Source organism: Mesorhizobium sp. M0633, from assembly GCF_040320645.1.
Taxonomy (GTDB): Bacteria; Pseudomonadota; Alphaproteobacteria; order Rhizobiales; family Rhizobiaceae; genus Mesorhizobium.
In genome coordinates, this window is the sequence record NZ_JAMYQC010000012.1 from 38,762 (window position 1) to 55,400 (window position 16,639).

A 16,639-nucleotide genomic window follows, 5' to 3' on the forward strand; every position below is an offset into this window, starting at 1 on the left:
GACTGCCGATGACGCAAACCGAAATTCCATCCTGCATGATCGTGGTTCCGTGCCTGAACGAAGCGGCCCATATCGGCGCGTTGCTTCGAGAGCTCCGCCCTGCGGCCGAGAGGCTGGGCGCCGTGATCATCGTTGCCGATGGCGGCAGCACGGACGGCACCAGGACGATCGTCGCGGACATCGCCGCAAAAGATCAGCGGGTGATCCTGCTGCACAATGAAAAGCGCTTGCAGAGCGCGGCAATCAATCTCGCCGTCGCCAGGTTCGGGGAAGGCGTCGACTATCTCATTCGCATCGACGCGCATGGCGGCTATCCTGCGGATTATTGCGACCGGCTGGTCGAAGAAGCGCAGGCCACCGGTGCGGATTCGGTCGTCGTCTCGATGCTGACCAGTGGCAGCGGCATGGTTCAGAAAGCAGCGGCAGCGGCGCAGAACTCCAGGCTCGGCACCGGCGGCTCCAAGCACCGGCATCTTTCGGCGGGGGAATGGGTCGATCATGGCCACCACGCACTGATACGGATATCGGCCTTCACCGCGGTCGGCGGCTATGACGAAACCTTCAGCCACAATGAGGATGCCGAACTCGACTATCGGCTCCGCCAGGCCGGCTACCGCATCTGGATGACCGGCAAGACGCAAATGGTCTACTACCCGCGCTCCTCGCTGAAGGGCCTCTATTTTCAATATCTCGGCTATGGCCGTGGCCGGGCGAAGAACGTCCTCAAGCACCGCATGATCCCGAAGATCCGGCAGATGGTGCCGCTTCTGGTGTTCCCCGTGGTTCTTCTCGCCGCCTTTTCCTTCGTCCACTGGCTGGCGGCCGTGCCGCTTTTGCTATGGGCGTCGGTCTGCCTCGGCTACGGCTTTTGGACCGCCGTCAGCCAGCGCAAAGCCGACATTGCGCTTGCCGGGATCTCGGCAATGGTCATGCATTTCGGCTGGTCGGTCGGTTTCTGGCTGCAACTGCTCGCACCGCGACCGCAGCGCGGGGTAGCGTGATGGACCCGGTCAGGAAAAATCGAAGCATCGATATCTGCGTCTGCACATTCCGCCGGCCGGAGCTTGCCGACACGCTTCGCTCCATAGCGGCCATGGACATGCCTGCGGGGTTCGACGTCGGTATCGTCATCGCCGACAACGACGATACGCCGACGGCCGAAACGCTGGTCGCCAAGCTGGCGGGGGAGTTGAAGCTGCCGGTGACCTACCGGCACGCCCCGGCCCGCAACATCTCGATCGCGCGCAACGCTTGCCTCGATACCAGTGCGGCGGATTTCGTCGCCTTTATCGACGACGACGAGACGGCCACCGCTGGCTGGCTTGCCGAACTGGTGGCGACGGCAGAAGCAACAGGTGCTGCGACGGTGCTTGGGCCGGTGCAAGCCCGTTACCTGCCGGATGCGCCCGCCTGGATGCGCAAAGGCGATTTCCACTCGACCTTGCCGGTCTGGGTGAGCGGCGAAATCCGCACCGGCTACACCTGCAACGTCCTGCTCAGGATTGGCGCTGAGAGCCTGCGCGGCCGGCGCTTCAGCCTGGCACGTGGCCAGACCGGCGGCGAAGATACGGAATTCTTCGACCAGATGGTCAAGGCCGGCGGCCGCATCGCCTTTTCGCCGGAGGCTTGGGTCGACGAAGCGGTGCCACCTGCCAGGGCGGCATTCGACTGGCTCGGCCGCCGCCGGTTCCGGGTTGGGCAGACGCACGGTCATCTTCTGGGGCGCAACGCACACGGCCTTGCCCGGCTCAAGCAGGTCGGCATTGCCGCGGCAAAGGCCGCCTACAGTTTCCTGTCGGCAATTCCGGTCGCCATCGACCCCGTACGCCGGAACCGCAGCCTGCTTCGCGGCATTATGCATGTCGGCGTCGTCAGCGGCCTCGTCGGGGTTCGTGAAATCCGCCAATACGGCCTGTCTTCGCCGCAGCAAGGGGGCAAGCGTGCAGCCTGACGTGAGCTTCGTGATTGCCGCCTACAATGCCGAGGCGACCATCGATCGGGCGATTGCCAGCGCCGTCGCCCAGCGCAATATCAGCGTCGAGGTCATCGTCGTCGACGACAAGTCGCGCGACCGGACGCTCGACCTGGCGAGATCCTACCCCGAAGACATCGTACGCGTTGTCGCGCTCGAGCAAAACCGTGGCCCCGGCGGCGCCAGGAATGCGGGCCTTGAGCTTGCCCGCGGCAGGTGGGTCGCGGTCCTAGATTCGGACGACGCGGTCTATCCCGGGCGAATCTGCACCATGATCGAACGCGCGGAGAAAGCGGGCGCCGAGATCGCGGTCGATAATCTGCAGGTCGTTCGCGAGGATGGCGTTGCCGAAGAGACGATGTTCCCGGCCGACTATCTGGAAGGGCTCGGTTCAATCTCGCTGGCGGATTTCATCGGCGGCAATGTCCTCTTCGAATCGAGGTTCAATCTCGGCTACCTCAAGCCGATCTTCCAGCGCCGGTTCCTGAACGAGAACGGGCTTCGTTACGATGAAAGCCTGATCATTGGCGAAGACTATATCCTCCTGGCCAGTGCTCTGGCCAAGGGGGGCAAATGCGTGGTCGAGCCGACGACGGGCTATATCTACCACATTCGCACCGGCTCCATCTCCCGGGTGCTCGAACTTCATCACGTCGAGGCGATGCGCAGGGCCGATGCCACCTTCGCCGCGGCCCATTCCATGGATGCTGCGGCCGAGGCGGCGTTCGCCAGGCGCGCTCGCAGCCTGCGGCGGGCGGCATCATTCCTGTCGCTGGTCCAGCACATCAAGGCGCGGTCGCCGCTCAAGGCGATATGGACGGCGCTCAGCGATCCGGCGGCGGTTCGGCATATGAGCATGCCGATCGCCGTCCGGTTGCGAAGGGTAGCGGCACAGTTTGCCGTAGTGGCGGGGAGGTGAAGGGCTGCAGGTGAATGAAGACAGTTTCGCCGCCTGCGACAGGGTTGAAATCGATCTCCTCAGAAGGAACATGCAATGAAAAAAGTCAGGAAGGCAGTCATACCGGTGGCGGGGCTCGGAACGCGGTTCCTGCCGGCGACCAAGTCCATGCCGAAGGAAATGCTGCCGGTGGTCGACAGGCCTGTCGTGCAATATGCGGTTGACGAGGCGTTCGAGGCCGGCATCGAGCACATCGTCTTCGTCACCGGCCGCAACAAGGCGGTGATCGAAGACTATTTCGACCTGCATCCTGAACTGATCGGAACCCTGGAGCAGAGCGGCAAGAAGGCGCAACTCGAATCGCTTGAAAGCCTGCTTCCCGTCGCCGGCGCGACGAGCTTCATCCGCCAGCAGTCGCCGCAAGGCCTCGGCCATGCCGTCTGGTGCGCGCGCGAAGTCATCGGTGACGAGCCCTTCGCATTGCTTTTGCCGGACATGGTGTCCTTCGGCGGGCGCGGGTGTCTCGCCGAGGTCGCCGATCTTTATGCGCAGACTGGCGCAAACGTTATCGCCGTCGAGCGTTGCGATCCGACCGAGACCAGCAAATACGGCATTGTCGGGCGCGGCGCTGATGTCGGCACGGGCTTCGAGGTGACGGCCATGGTCGAAAAGCCGGCTCCTGCCAACGCGCCATCGAACTTCTACATCAACGGCCGCTACATCCTGCAGCCCGAGATATTCTCGTTGCTGGCCAGCCAGCAGCGCGGCGCCGGCAACGAGATACAACTGACCGACGCAATGGTGCGTCTCGCACAGACCCAGGCCTTCTTCGCCCAGCCTTTCGACGGCCGCATGTTCGACTGCGGTTCGAAGGAGGGTTTCATTCAGGCCAATGTCGCTTTCGCGCTGGCGCGGGAGGACATGAAGGGCCCGATCTTCGAGATGCTGCAGGAATTCGTCCGGTCGCATCAGCGTCGGGAAGAAGCCGCATAATGTCCATTTTTTCGAGGCATTGTGGGTGCGGCTGATGACGCAGGACAGGCCGTTGCGCCGCGCGTAACGCGCACTGTCCGGCGCAAGGTTTGCACCCTATGTCCCGACCTTCGAGGCGGTAGCGCCTGCAAACTAGAATTGGACCGAAGATGAACTATGCCAATTTTCCTGTCGACAAGAGGACGCCATTGCCGGCTTCAAATGTGGCAAACGCCGAAGACTTCATCGACATCGAGCGCCTGCTTGGCATGGCCGCGCGGCAGGCGAAAGTGGTTGCCGCCTGCGCCGTCATCGGTCTCTTTCTTGGCGTGCTCTACTTGCAGACAACGCCTCCTACCTATGTGGCGACGAGCAGCGTGCTGATCGACGAAGGATTGAACAAGGTCGTCGACGACATTTCGGCGGCGTCGGTCAGCATGCAGACCGACTCCGCCGTTCTGAGCCAGATCGAAATACTACAGTCGGCCAGGCTGGCTGGGGTGGTCGTCGACAAGCTGAAGCTCGATCAGAACGACGCTTTCATGAACCCTCCGACATCGGCCCTGTCGAAGGTTGCTGGCTTTGTTCGCGGTATCATCCAGTCTGTCCGCCCCAAGCGCGCCGCTAGCACAACCGATGTCACTCAGCTTGATGCTGCGACGCGTGACGCGATCACCGCATCGTCGTCGCCCCGCGACTATGCAATCTTCAAACTGCAGAACCAACTCGACGCCGAGCGGATCGGCCGAAGCTTTGTCATCAGCATCTCCTTCCAGGCGACGGATCCGGCGCTTGCGACCGCCATCACCAAGGCCTATGCCGACGCCTATCTCGCCGATCAGCTCGATGCCAGCTTCGACGCGACCGAGCGGGCGGCGGTCTGGCTGCAAGGCCGGCTGACCGAGCTTCGTGAGAGCTCCCAGGCGGCCGCACTAGCGGTCGAAAAGTTCAGGGCCGAACACGGATTGGCCGTCAATGACGGCCAGCTGATCAGCGACAAGCAATTGTCCGATCTCAACACCCAGCTGATCGTCGCGCAGGCCGATACCGCACGTGCCGGCGCCCGCTATCAGCAGTACAAGTCGATCGTCGAAAGCGGCTCGGACAATGCATTCAAGGACGCCGCGATATCGAACGACCAGCCGAGCAGCTCCGTCATCACGACGCTGAAGAACCGCTATCTCACCGTCGCCAAGCGGCAGCAGGACGTCGAAGCCAATTTCGGCCCGCAACATCCGCAGGCCGTCGCGCTCGCCAAGGAGAAGGCCGACATATCGGCGCAGATTTTCGGCGAGCTGAAGCAACTGACCGAAAGCTACCGCAACGAATACGAGGTCGCTCTGGCGCGCGAAACCGCGCTCCGCGCAAATGTCGCCTTGGCGGCTGGCAAGAGCTCCATCGACAACCAGTCGCAGGTCAAGCTGCGTGAGCTGGACCAAAAGGCGACGGCGCTGTCGACGCTCTACCAGACGTTCCTGAACCGCTATGAGGAGGCCGCCCAGCAGCAATCCTTCCCGGTCGGCAAGATCCGGGTCATCTCGGACGCGACGATGCCGCAGTCGGCCGCAACCCCGCGCACGGCCATCGTGCTGGGGCTTTCGCTGGCGCTTGGCATAATGATGGGCGCAGGGGTTGGTGGCCTGAATGAATTCAGGGAACGCTTCTTCAGGACCGGCGAGGATGTCCGCGACCGTGTGGGCCTCAAATTCCTCGGCTACCTGCCGGTCATCGGCAAGGCTGGCAAGGATGACCAGCGCAATGGCGGTCAGCCTGACGTCAAAGTCGTTGAATCCAAGACCGCCAAGTCCTCCAAATCCCAGCCCTCCAAAACATTGTCGGCAGCCGAAAAACGTGCGCGGATGCGGGTAACCGTCGATGCCCCGGCATCGATGTTCTCCGAGACGCTGCGCAACGCCAAGATCGCCTTCGACGTCGTGATGGAGGGCCAGGGCAGCCGGGTCATCGGCGTGGTCTCGGTGCTTCCCGGCGAGGGCAAGTCGACGGTGGCGGCCAATCTTGCCGGGCTGCTTGCCGTCAACGGATCGAAAACGCTGCTGATCGATGGCGACCTGCGCAATCCCGGCCTCAGCCGCAGCCTCGGTATGGAGGCCGAGCAGGGCCTGATGGAAGCTGTGGTGAGCGGGCAGACATGGCAGTCGGTCGGCAAGATCGACCGGCAGACCAAGCTGGCTATCATCCCGGCCGTCCTGCGTGGCCAGTTTTCGCATACCAGCGAGCTTCTGTCTTCAGCCGGCATGCGGCGTTTCATCGATAACGCCAAGGAAACCTTCGAATACATCATCGTCGATCTGCCGCCGCTCGGGCCTGTCGTCGACGCCAAGGCCTTCGCTCCGCTTGTCGACGGCTTCGTGCTGGTCACCGAGTGGGGACGCACGCCGCGTGCGATGGTGCAATCCATGCTCAGCTCGGAGCCCTACATCGCCAAGAAGATCATTGGCGCGGTGCTGAACAAGGTCGAACTGAAGAAGCTGGCCAAATATGGCGCGATCGGCGGCTCGGAAAAATTCTTCGACAAATATTCGAGCTACTATCTGGAAAAATCGGAAGCGCGCACCAGGGCAGCCGCCTGAGCGACGACATCGCGCTCAGGAAAATATCAACCTGGCGCGGTTGTCGACGATCCTGAGGGCGGTCAGCTGGCCGGTTTGGAAGGCGCCGGTGTCTATGCCAAGCCGGCGTCCCTCGAGCTTCGGAGTGTCGACCGGCGTATGTCCGTGCACGACATAGCGGTCGAGAAGATGCGCAGCGTCGAAGAAGTCCGAACGGATATTCAGCAGGTCGTCCTCGTCCTGCGCGGCCAGCTCGATGCCGGGCCTGATGCCGGCATGGACGAACACGAATTTCGCCGAACAGACCATGACCGGCAGCGCGCGCATGAAGCTAATGTGGTCGGCTGGAATGACTTCCCGAATGCGCTTGTCGACCTCCTCGCTTGACCCATAGAGATCGGCCATGCGCGACGGGTCGACGCCGTAGGAAAACAGCGTTTGCAGGCCGCCTATCGCCAGCCACGACTCTCTCGAAATGATCCCGTCGACGTAGTTCAGCATCACGACTTCGTGGTTGCCGGCAAGGCAGATGCGCTGGAAATCACGGAGCGGTGGCGCCAGCAGATGATCGAGCACACGCGCCGACTGGGGTCCACGATCGACGTAGTCGCCAAGCATGATTATGAGCTTGCGCCCTTCGAAGGGCGCCGAATCGAGCACGATCTTCTGCTCCAGGGCGCGGAGTTCCTTGTAGCAGCCATGCACGTCGCCGATCGCATAGACGACTGCGCCCCGCATATCGATCTCCAGCCGCTGGCGTGCCGCGGCCTGGGGCTTTCTCGATCGCTGGAACAGGGTCACGTATGGCGTCTCGCATGGCTGTGGGTGCGTCTCGATTCCGAAACAACATGACGACACCGCGCGTGGATACCACGTCCGGCGCCGGTCGTTCCATACCGGAGCTTCGGACGCAACTCGGCTTCGGCGCCCATTACAGGCCGATGCCGCGGCGGTTCAGCGCGGCGGTGATCTCGTCGAGGATGGCCGGGTCGTCGATCGTTGCCGGCATGGTCCATTCCTCCTTGTCGGCGATCTTCTGCATGGTGCCGCGCAGGATCTTGCCGGAGCGCGTCTTCGGCAGGCGCTTGATCGTCACCACCGTCTTGAAGGCAGCGACCGGGCCGATCCGTTCGCGCACCAGGGTGACAACCTCGTTTTCGATGATGCCGGCGTCGCGGTCGACGCCGGCATTCAGCACGACGAAGCCGAGTGGAACCTGGCCTTTCATAGCATCGGCAATACCGACGACGGCGCATTCGGCGACGTCGGGATGCGCGGCCAGAACCTCCTCCATGGCGCCGGTCGATAGCCGGTGGCCGGCGACATTGATGATGTCGTCGGTGCGAGCCATGACATAGAGATAGCCGTCCTCGTCCATCATGCCGGCATCCGCGGTTTTGTAGAAGCCGGGGAACTCGTCGAGATAGGCTTGGCGAAACCGCTCGTCGGCATTCCACAGCGTCGGCAGGCAGCCGGGGGGCAACGGCAATCTCACCACGACATTTCCAAGCGTACCACGCTTGACCTCATGCCCGGCATCGTCGAGCACGCGGATGTCATAACCGGGCATCGGCACGCCGGGCGAGCCGTATTTGACCGGCAGCAGGCCCAGTCCGGCGGGGTTGATGGTCATCGGCGAGCCGGTCTCGGTCTGCCACCAATGGTCGATCACCGGCACGGTCAATTTCTGCTCCGCCCATTTGATGGTTTCCGGATCGGCGCGCTCGCCGGCGAGGAACAGCGTCCGGAATTTGGACAGGTCGTATTTCGGGACGAATTCGCCCTTCGGGTCCTGTCCTTTGATGGCGCGAAAGGCGGTTGGCGCGGTGAACAGCGCGACGACGCCATGCTCGGCGATCACACGCCAATAGGTGCCGGCATCGGGCGTGCCGACCGGCTTGCCCTCGAACAGGATCGTTGTGCAGCCATGCAGCAGCGGGCCGTAGACGATATAGGAATGGCCGACCACCCAGCCGACATCGGAAGCCGCCCAGAACACTTCGCCCGGCTTGACGCCGAACTCGTTTTCCATCGACCATTTCAGCGCGACCATATGGCCGCCATTGTCGCGCACGATTCCCTTCGGCTGGCCGGTCGTGCCCGACGTGTAGATGATGTAGAGCGGATCGGTGGCAAGCACCGGAACACAGTCGACATTGGCACCCGCGGCCCGCTCCCGCGCCACGGCGTCGGCATAGTCGATATCGTGGTTTTCCCTGAGTTCGCAGCGCAGTTGGTCGCGCTGCAGGATAAGGCAGCTTTCCGGCTTGTGCCGCGACATCTCGATCGCCTTGTCGAGCAGCGGCTTATAGGCAACGACGCGCCCTGGCTCCAGGCCGCAGGAAGCGGAGATGATCAGCTTCGGCTTGGCGTCGTCGATGCGGGTGGCGAGCTCATGCGAGGCAAAGCCGCCGAAGACCACCGAATGCACGGCGCCGATCCGCGCACAGGCAAGCATTGCGAAGGCTGCTTCCGGTACCATCGGCATGTAGATGATGACGCGATCGCCTTTTTGGATGCCACGATTCTTGAGCACCGAGGTCAGCGCGACCACCTCGCGCTTCAACTCGGCATACGTGAATTTCCTGATTGTGCCCGAAATCGCGCTGTCATGGATCAACGCGATCTGGTCGGCACGGCCGCCCGCCACATGACGATCGACGGCATTGAAGCAGGTGTTGCACGAGGCGCCAACGAACCACCTGCCATAGACGCCGGCATTGGCGTCGAACACCGTCTCGAAGGGCGAGAACCAGTCGATTGCGCCGGCGGCATCGGCCCAGAATTTTTCCGGGTCGCGTTTCCAGCCGTCATAGACCTCGTGGTAGCGTGACGCCATCCAGCTTCCTCCCCAGGAATGTTTGCTGTCCTTGAAATAGCGTATGCTGGTTTGTGTAACCATGTATTTGTGCGTTTCGTTTGCTGTCGTTCTAACTTGGCCGCAAGTGCGGGTCATGGTGGTCTGGGGGCCGGTATCGTTCGAATTTTCGGCATTAGGGGCAGGGCGCGATGAAATTGCGATATGAGCTTGGGTTTGCCGCGGTTGCGACGCTGGCGGTGGTGCTCGCTTCAGCTGCTCAGGCAGGCGACGCGGCGGCCCGGCGCGTCATCGGCTTTTCGCCAGACGGCAACTACTTCGCCTTCGAACAGTACGGCACGCTCGATGCCGGTGCTTCGGATTCGGGCTGGTCGGAGATCGAGATCATCGACACGCGGACCGATGAGTTCGTCGGCGGCAAGCCGATCGTCATCGCCGACGAGACGGAGGATTCGACATTGACGCTTGCGCAGGCGAGGGCACAGGCCGCCGAACTGGCGGCGCCCTTGCTGGCCAAATATGCCATCGCGCCGCGCGGCGAGCGGACTGCCTTGGACAGGTTCACCTTTCCCGACGACATGGTCGCCTACAATGACATTGCGCGCCTCGAGCAGGTTTCGCAAAAATGGCTTTCGCCGGCCTATGACGAGCTTGGCACCATCCAGCTCGAGCAGATCCGTGCCGACAGCACGGCGGATTGTTCAGCGAGTTTCGACGCGACGCAGCAAGGCGAAACGACCGGCAAGGCGCTCGGCTTTCGCCTGACGCTGCAGGGTCAGGACGGCAAGCCGATCAAGCTGCTGCATGAGGACAAGGCGGTGCCCGGTTCGAGGAATTGCCCGACTTCCTACAGCCTGTCGGAATCTTACGCATTCACCCCGGATGGAAAACCGGGCGTGCTTGCGGTGCTCGTGCAGCGCTTCAGCCAGGGATTTGAAGGGCGCGACCGCCGTTTCATCGCCGTGACTGGCCAGGCGCACTGAGGCAACGCGCTGAGACGTAGTCCGCTACCCGAGTTTGTTGTCCCTAAAGCGGGAGGGCAGCGAGCATAAGTCCGACCCCGCCGACGATCAGCAAGGCGGCTGCCAGCACCTTTCCATGGCGCTCGAAACCCGTCGGCGCCCGATCCCAATTGTAACGCATGCTCGAACTCCCCAAACCCGCAGATTCTTTATCTTACGCGGGGTGAGGAGGGCAACTGTCTGGCGATGCGCGGCGTTGCCGATACCGGTCTTGTCACCGACTATTTCTGGGGCATTCTCCGCCGCTACATGCCCCAGCGCAGCGCGGCCGTATGTACCGGTGCATCCCACCAAACAGCCGCCTCGTCGTCGAGCATGCTCAGCGTGATCGAACAGCCGGCCATGTCGAGCGAGGTCACATAGGACCCGACCAGCGACCGGGTCACCGTCACGCCGTGCTTCTCGAAGATTTTGCGGGCGCTGTTGTACATCAGATAAAGCTCCATCAACGGTGTGCCGCCAAAGCCGTTGACGAAGAGTAGCGCCTGGCCTCTGGCACCGTCGCCCAGGTCACCCAGGATTGCGGTACAGATCTCCTCGGCGATAGCATCAGCGCTTTTCAATGTGTCGCGCCGCCTCCCAGGCTCGCCGTGGATGCCGACCCCGAACTCCATCTCGCCATCGCCGATATTGAAGGTCGGCTTGCCCGCCGCCGGCACGGTGCAACTGGTCAGCGCCACGCCCATCGAGCGCGTCGCGCCGTTGACGCGCTCGCCGAGCGCCTTCAACGGCTCCAGTGCCATGCCTTGTTCGGCCGCCGCGCCGACGATTTTCTCGACCACCAGCGTGCCGGCGACGCCGCGCCGGCCGGTGGTGTAGGACGAGTTTTCGACCGCAACGTCGTCATTGGTCACGATTTGCATCACGCCTTCCGACATTTCAGCGGCCATGTCGAAATTCATCACGTCGCCCTCGTAGTTCTTGACGATGAACAGGCAGCCGGCGCCCGTATTGACGACTTCGGCCGCCGCCATCATCTGGTCAGGCGTTGGCGAGGTGAATACCTGGCCGGGGCAGGCCGCATCCAGCATGCCGTGCCCGACGAACCCGCCATGTAGCGGCTCGTGACCCGAGCCGCCGCCGGAGATCAGCGCCACCTTGCCCGGTGTGAGCAGCTTGCGGCGGACAAATTTGTGTTCCTCGCCAAGCGCCAGGATATCGGCATGCGCGGCAACGAAGCCGTCGAGGCTCTCGGTCAGCACCGTATCGACCGAATTCAAAAATTTCTTCATGGCCGTCCTCCCGAAATAGCCCAGCGTCAGCTGCCCTTGCCGGCGATGCTGGTGATCTTCTGGATGAAATCGTTGACCGCCCGGTCGAGCGCCGCGTTCTGCTTGTCGTCGCCGAAATCGGGAACGATCAGCGAGACATGGCGTGTCTTGCGCAAGCCTGCGGCCAGCGACATCTTTCCCGGATGCGCCCGATGGTAGGCCTCAAGGAAATGATCGCGTTCGGCCGGGCTGAAATGGCAGACGGAGAAGATAGCCGGCAAATGCTTCGACGGGATCGGCGTCGAATAGGCCGGGCTGGAAATCTGCGTGACGAAGCTGCGATGCTTGCCCAGCGCATCAGCGAGGCGCTGGCGCATGCCGGACGGGCGCTGGTCGATCACCTGCGACAGGATCGTCTTGTAGGCGCGGATCGCCTCTTCGGGGCCGGATTGCGACGCCTTGTCTGCCATACCGGGGCCTAGATCGAAACGTCCGCGATGGCCGCCTTGGCCATCGCGAGTTGGGCGGGAGCGACGGAGAGGTCACGCAGGCCGGTTTCGAGCAGCGCCGGGATCGAGGCGGGGTCGCCGCCGGCATCGCCACACAGGCTGACCGGGATATTATGCTCGCGGCCGAAGGCGGCAACCGAGGCGATCAGCCGGAGCACGGCTGGGTGCCTGACGGAATTCAGATGTGCGACCGACGCATTGTCGCGCGCGGCGGCCATCACGTATTGGGTCAAATCATTCGAGCCGATCGAGAAGAAGGCGGCCTTGGCGAATGCCTCCGGTGCGATGGCCACCGACGGCACCTCGACCATGATGCCAAGCGGCGGCATTTTGTGCGCGATGCCGCGCGCCAAAAGGTCAGCCTGCTCCTCAGCGAACAGCGCGGTGGCGTGTTCATACTCTTCCGGAACGGCGATCATCGGGAACATCACCTTCAGATTGCCGTGCATGGCAGCACGTAGCAAAGCGCGGATCTGCACACGAAAGACCGCCGGACGCATCAGTGACAGCCTGATCCCGCGCAGGCCAAGGAATGGATTACCTTCCTCGACGGTCAGGCCCGGCACAGGTTTATCGCCGCCCGCATCGACAGTACGGATCGTCACCGGCCTGTCGCCTGCCCATTCCAGCACTCTACGGTAGGCGCGATATTGCGTCTCCTCGTCCGGCAGCGTCTTGCCGAACAGGAATTCGGTCCGCATCAGCCCGACACCGTCGCACGCCGCAGCATCGATGCGGTCGACATCGGACGGATCGGCAATATTCACCTGCACGTGGACCGCTATGCCGGTCTTCGTTGCTGCCGGCCTTGTCAAATAGGCTGCCGCATTGTCGCGATGCGCCGCGAAAGACGACGACGATCGCCGGAATGCCTCGATCTCCGCTTTCGAAGGCGCCAACACGATGCCGCCATGTTCGGCATCGAGCAGTGCGATTCCGACAAGCTGAGCCGGCGAAGCACCGGGCCCGGCTACCCCACGCGCTACGAGCCCCAACCCCACCACCATTGGCACGCCGCGTGAGCGTGCCAGCATTGCGACATGACTTGCGGCACTTCCGGCCGTAAGTGCTATGCCGCCGCCGGCACTCCAGTCGGTTTCGAGGAAGCGCGTCGGTGCGATATCCTCGCCGTAGAAGATCGCACCTGCCGGCGCGGCAATGTCGCCGCCCCCGGCAAGCGCGCGTAGCACCTGGTCGCGTATGTCGCGCATGTCGGCCGCGCGCGCCCGGAAATAGTCCTGCTCGGATGTTTCATAGCCGGCTATCTCGGCGTCGAGCGCTTTTCGCCAAGCCACATCAGCAGCCATGCCCTCGGCAATTCGCGCAAAGGCCGGGCCGGTCAGCGCGTCGTCCTCCAGCATGGCGAGCTGGAATTCGAGGATCCCGGCCGCCTCGCTGTCGCTGGTTTCGATCAATGTCGCGAGCCGGCCTGCGGCAATGGAGATGGCGGCCTCAAGCGCCGCCTTCTCGTCCGCGGCAGTCGCCTTGCGGACATAACGCACAGCAGCCTGGCCCAGATCGAACAGCGGCCCCTCGGCATAGCCGGCCGATGCCGAAATGCCCTGCAGCCTAAGCGGTTCGGGCATGGTCCTTGCCTTCGTCGAAATCGCGCCGCACCAGCTCGACCAGTGCGCCGACCGCCTCGCCGGCGCCGTCCCCTTTGGCTCTGATATGCAGGACAGTGCCTTTCGGCGCTTTCGCCGCCATCACCTTGACGATGCTCTTGGCGTCGAACCATGGCCCGTTGGCGGCGAGCGCAATCTCGACGTCGGCCGAAAACGTCTTGGCAAGCTTGGTGAACTTCACCGAAGGACGCGCATGCAGTCCCACCTCATGGGTGATCAGGACGCTGGCTTCGGCTGCTGCGGACATGCTTGTCAAAATTCCCGTTCGTTCACGACGGCGACAATTCGTGCGCCGTCGCCACCACTTCCCTGAGCGAGGCGCCGCCGGAAGCCTCGGTCGCCGCCATCACCGCGCCTTCGACGATCGGCGCATTGCAGACGATGATCTTCTGGGCGCGTGGTTCGCCGATCATCTCGACCGCCATCTCGCTATTGGTCTCGGCACCGCCGAGATCGACGAGGATCGCGACCCCCGCCTCCGACCAGGCCTTGTCGATGGCGCCCATGATCGCCTCGACATTGGTTCCCAGCCCGCCATGGCCGTTTCCGCCGCACCATGCAAGCGGCACTTCGTTGCCGACCATCTGCCGCACCATGTCGGCGGTGCCTTCGGCGACCAGCGGCGAATGCGATACGATGACGATGCCGACATTGCTCATGCGCGCCTCTCGATTGCCTCGGCTACGGCTCGCACCAGAAGCGCAGTCGAGCGTGCGCCGGCATCCATATGACCGATCGAACGGTCGCCAAGGAATGAGGCGCGCCCACGCAGCGCCTTCATCGGCACGGTCGCGTCGGCCGCGTTGTCGGCGATCTCGACGATGTCCGCTGCCGTCTTTCCCTGCAGCAGGGCCTCATGCACCGGCTGCAGCACGTCGAGCATGGTTTTTTGCCCGGCCTGCGACTTGCCTCTGGCGGCAACCGCTTCGATCGCCTTGCCGAAGGCCGCCGCCAGGTCGGCGCGACCCGGCGCGGCGGAAATCTCCTTGCCGAGCGCCATGAACAGCGTGCCGAACAAGGGACCGGAAGCTCCGCCGACGGTCATCACCAGTTTGGTGCCGATCGCCTTCAGCGCCTCGGGCAACGGCTTTGCCGCAAACGCGCCGGCCTCGGCCCGCACTGCCTCGAAGCCGCGTTTCATGTTGAGCCCATGGTCGCCGTCGCCGATGGCCTGGTCGAGACTGGTCAGCTCTTCGGCATGTGCGGCGATCGTGTTTGCCGCCGCCTCGATCAGCCTGGAAATATCCGCTGCCGCCATATCACCCATGCTCCTGGCCCCTGCGCTGCCGGCAGTACGAGAAAATTGCATATCCGGCAATTGAAGCATTCTTTTCCCCAGTCAAGCGGGTTCGAGCAACGCAGCGAGGGCAGTGAAGACCTCGGCGACGGCAAAGGCGCCGGGGTCGACCACGCCGTCGAGCTGGCTGCCAATATAGGCGGACCGCCCGGCCTTGGCCCTGCGCATGGCAGCGGTGGCCTCGGCTCCGCGTTGCGCCGCGACCGCCGCATCTTCCAGACTCCCCCTATCCAGCGCCCTCAAGGCGGGTTCCAGGGCATCGATCATCGTGCGATCGCCGACCCTCGCTCCACCATAGAAGGACATCCGATCGAGGCCGGCGAGAAGCGCCTTGGGAAGCGTTTCGCCAGACTCCAGCGCCTGCGCGGCGGCGGTGAAGAAGATCGACAACAGCACGCCGCTAGAGCCGCCCATGCTGGCGCTCAGGATGTCGCCGACGGCGGCGAGCGTTGCGGCAGGGTCAGCGAGCGGCAGTGTCGCAATGCGGCCAAGCACGCTGCGCGCACCGGCCGCCACAGTCGATCCGGTGTCACCGTCTCCCGCCTTGGCATCCAGTCCGTTCAACGCGCCTTCAAGCGAGATCAGCCGTTCGCAGACCGCGACAACCAACCGGTCGGTGCGTGCGTCCTTGCTGGCTTTCGACGCGTTGTTCGGGCCGGCGGCTTTGGCCATCGGCACGACGCTGGCTTGGCGAACGGCTCTTGCCGGCAGCCAGGCGTGAGGGCCTACCGGCGCCCGCAACGCCGCTTCGCGCGACGCATCGAGCCGGATCAGCGACAGGGAAAAGCCGTTCATGTTGAGCGCGGTCATAAGCTGCCCGGGCCCGATTGTCAGCGTCACCTTTTGTGCCAGCGGTGAAGCCAATACCGCATTGGCGACAAGCAACATTTCCAGCGGTGGCACCGAACCGAGATTATTGATCAGCAAGGCGTAGTCGCTGACCGGATCGAGCCGCGCGGCAAGGCGCTCCGACATGATCGCAACCAGCCTTTCGGCACTTTGCACCGCAATCCGCTCAACGCCCGGTTCGCCATGGATGCCGAGGCCGAGTTCAGCGTCGTTGGCGCCAAATCTTTCGTCATGGCTCTGGCCGGGGATCGAGCACGATGACAGCGATATGCCGAGTGAAACGATATCCGCCACCGCGGCCCGCGCCGCAGCGGCAACCGTCGCCAGATCGTTGCCGGCTTCCGACAGGTGGCCGGCGATCTTGTGCACGAACAAGGTGCCGGCAACGCCACGCGGCTGGGCAATATCAGGCAGGGCAATGTCGTCCGCGACGATCACCATCTCGACGGGGAAGCCTTCGACGCGCGCCTTCTCGGCGGCCAAGCCGAAGTTGAGGCGATCGCCGGTATAGTTCTTGACGATCAGCAGGCACCCGGCGGGACCGGTCACTGCGCGGATGGCGGCCAATACCGCTTCCACGCTCGGCGAAGCAAAGATCTCGCCCGAAACCGCCGCCGTCAGCATGCCAATGCCGACAAAGCCGGCATGGGCAGGTTCGTGCCCGGCCCCGCCGCCGGAAATGACCGCGACCTTGGTCTTATCCCAGTCCGCGCGGAGAATGACCTTGATCTCGGGATAGCCGTCGAGGCGAGCGAGATCGCCGGCGCCGGTCGTACCGAGGAAGCCGTCCAGGGCCTCAGTTACGATCGTATCCCTGCGATTGAAAAAATGCTTCATCGAATTGGTCCAGTCCGGTGCCCGAAATTGCCGGTTGAAAGGTGCCAGGAAAACACTCG

Annotated in this window: 15 protein-coding genes; 6 read left to right on the plus strand and 9 right to left on the minus strand. The window is 63.3% G+C overall.

Annotated features, from left to right (window positions below):
* Positions 1-8 precede the first annotated feature (8 nt).
* The 5 genes from NKI47_RS15040 to NKI47_RS15060 all read left to right on the plus strand — a co-directional run bounded on the left by NKI47_RS15040 (position 9) and on the right by NKI47_RS15060 (position 6,433).
* Entirely contained in the window at positions 9-1,001 is a 993-nt protein-coding gene (locus NKI47_RS15040; protein WP_352591100.1) for a glycosyltransferase family 2 protein, read from the plus strand.
* Positions 1,001-1,951 carry a glycosyltransferase family 2 protein gene (locus NKI47_RS15045; protein ID WP_352577813.1) on the plus strand — a complete coding sequence of 317 codons (951 nt, stop codon included), beginning with the start codon at positions 1,001-1,003 and terminating at the stop codon, positions 1,949-1,951. Before NKI47_RS15040 ends, NKI47_RS15045 begins: the two co-directional genes overlap by 1 nt.
* Positions 1,941-2,891: a glycosyltransferase family 2 protein gene (locus tag NKI47_RS15050; protein WP_352591104.1), complete on the plus strand. Its 951-nt coding sequence runs from the start codon at positions 1,941-1,943 to the stop codon at positions 2,889-2,891. Before NKI47_RS15045 ends, NKI47_RS15050 begins: the two co-directional genes overlap by 11 nt.
* Positions 2,892-2,966: 75 nt before the next feature.
* A complete protein-coding gene (locus tag NKI47_RS15055; RefSeq protein ID WP_023676320.1) occupies positions 2,967-3,863 on the plus strand; it encodes a UTP--glucose-1-phosphate uridylyltransferase in 897 nt (298 codons plus the stop codon).
* Positions 3,864-4,012: 149 nt separating this feature from the next.
* Positions 4,013-6,433, plus strand: a complete 2,421-nt coding sequence (locus tag NKI47_RS15060) for a polysaccharide biosynthesis tyrosine autokinase (protein WP_352591107.1) — start codon at positions 4,013-4,015, stop codon at positions 6,431-6,433.
* Positions 6,434-6,448: 15 nt separating this feature from the next.
* Here the strand turns inward: NKI47_RS15060 and NKI47_RS15065 are convergent, their stop codons facing one another.
* A complete protein-coding gene (locus tag NKI47_RS15065) occupies positions 6,449-7,150 on the minus strand; it encodes a metallophosphoesterase family protein (RefSeq protein ID WP_352591110.1) in 702 nt (233 codons plus the stop codon).
* Between the two features lie 193 nt (positions 7,151-7,343).
* Positions 7,344-9,251 (minus strand): propionyl-CoA synthetase, encoded by a 1,908-nt coding sequence (locus NKI47_RS15070; protein WP_352591113.1) that lies wholly within the window; start codon positions 9,249-9,251, stop codon positions 7,344-7,346.
* Positions 9,252-9,421: 170 nt separating this feature from the next.
* On the opposite strand from NKI47_RS15070, the gene NKI47_RS15075 reads away from it, so the two are divergent.
* Positions 9,422-10,213 (plus strand): DUF2259 domain-containing protein, encoded by a 792-nt coding sequence (locus NKI47_RS15075; protein ID WP_023676324.1) that lies wholly within the window; start codon positions 9,422-9,424, stop codon positions 10,211-10,213.
* A gap of 284 nt (positions 10,214-10,497) precedes the next feature.
* Here NKI47_RS15075 and dhaK read toward each other — a convergent pair whose 3' ends face one another.
* The 7 genes from dhaK to NKI47_RS15110 form a co-directional block, all read right to left on the minus strand.
* Complete coding sequence (gene dhaK / locus NKI47_RS15080) at positions 10,498-11,484, minus strand: dihydroxyacetone kinase subunit DhaK (protein ID WP_023676326.1); 987 nt, start codon at positions 11,482-11,484, stop codon at positions 10,498-10,500.
* A 26-nt stretch (positions 11,485-11,510) separates the two neighbouring features.
* Entirely contained in the window at positions 11,511-11,933 is a 423-nt protein-coding gene (locus tag NKI47_RS15085) for a hypothetical protein (RefSeq protein ID WP_023676327.1), read from the minus strand.
* Between the two features lie 8 nt (positions 11,934-11,941).
* Entirely contained in the window at positions 11,942-13,558 is a 1,617-nt protein-coding gene (ptsP, locus tag NKI47_RS15090; RefSeq protein ID WP_352591116.1) for a phosphoenolpyruvate--protein phosphotransferase, read from the minus strand.
* Complete coding sequence (locus NKI47_RS15095) at positions 13,542-13,844, minus strand: HPr family phosphocarrier protein (RefSeq protein WP_023676329.1); 303 nt, start codon at positions 13,842-13,844, stop codon at positions 13,542-13,544. Before NKI47_RS15095 ends, ptsP begins: the two co-directional genes overlap by 17 nt.
* Positions 13,845-13,866: 22 nt before the next feature.
* Positions 13,867-14,256 (minus strand): dihydroxyacetone kinase phosphoryl donor subunit DhaM, encoded by a 390-nt coding sequence (gene dhaM / locus NKI47_RS15100; protein ID WP_352448466.1) that lies wholly within the window; start codon positions 14,254-14,256, stop codon positions 13,867-13,869.
* Positions 14,253-14,855 (minus strand): dihydroxyacetone kinase subunit DhaL, encoded by a 603-nt coding sequence (gene dhaL, locus NKI47_RS15105; RefSeq protein WP_023676330.1) that lies wholly within the window; start codon positions 14,853-14,855, stop codon positions 14,253-14,255. Before dhaL ends, dhaM begins: the two co-directional genes overlap by 4 nt.
* Positions 14,856-14,936: 81 nt before the next feature.
* The gene (locus tag NKI47_RS15110; protein ID WP_352591120.1) at positions 14,937-16,580 is read right to left on the minus strand and encodes a dihydroxyacetone kinase subunit DhaK; all 1,644 of its coding nucleotides are present in this window, start codon (positions 16,578-16,580) and stop codon (positions 14,937-14,939) included.
* Positions 16,581-16,639: the final 59 nt, after the last annotated feature.

Coding starts and splice junctions, on each gene's coding strand:
- NKI47_RS15045 (WP_352577813.1), top strand. CDS start 1,001: ATGGACCCGGTCAGGAAAAATCGAAGCATCGATATCTGCGTCTGCACA.
- NKI47_RS15095 (WP_023676329.1), bottom strand. CDS start 13,844: ATGTCCGCAGCAGCCGAAGCCAGCGTCCTGATCACCCATGAGGTGGGA.
- NKI47_RS15060 (WP_352591107.1), top strand. CDS start 4,013: ATGAACTATGCCAATTTTCCTGTCGACAAGAGGACGCCATTGCCGGCT.
- NKI47_RS15075 (WP_023676324.1), top strand. CDS start 9,422: ATGAAATTGCGATATGAGCTTGGGTTTGCCGCGGTTGCGACGCTGGCG.
- NKI47_RS15110 (WP_352591120.1), bottom strand. CDS start 16,580: ATGAAGCATTTTTTCAATCGCAGGGATACGATCGTAACTGAGGCCCTG.
- NKI47_RS15065 (WP_352591110.1), bottom strand. CDS start 7,150: ATGCGGGGCGCAGTCGTCTATGCGATCGGCGACGTGCATGGCTGCTAC.
- dhaL (WP_023676330.1), bottom strand. CDS start 14,855: ATGGCGGCAGCGGATATTTCCAGGCTGATCGAGGCGGCGGCAAACACG.
- dhaK (WP_023676326.1), bottom strand. CDS start 11,484: ATGAAGAAATTTTTGAATTCGGTCGATACGGTGCTGACCGAGAGCCTC.
- NKI47_RS15055 (WP_023676320.1), top strand. CDS start 2,967: ATGAAAAAAGTCAGGAAGGCAGTCATACCGGTGGCGGGGCTCGGAACG.
- NKI47_RS15085 (WP_023676327.1), bottom strand. CDS start 11,933: ATGGCAGACAAGGCGTCGCAATCCGGCCCCGAAGAGGCGATCCGCGCC.
- dhaM (WP_352448466.1), bottom strand. CDS start 14,256: ATGAGCAATGTCGGCATCGTCATCGTATCGCATTCGCCGCTGGTCGCC.
- NKI47_RS15040 (WP_352591100.1), top strand. CDS start 9: ATGACGCAAACCGAAATTCCATCCTGCATGATCGTGGTTCCGTGCCTG.
- ptsP (WP_352591116.1), bottom strand. CDS start 13,558: ATGCCCGAACCGCTTAGGCTGCAGGGCATTTCGGCATCGGCCGGCTAT.
- NKI47_RS15070 (WP_352591113.1), bottom strand. CDS start 9,251: ATGGCGTCACGCTACCACGAGGTCTATGACGGCTGGAAACGCGACCCG.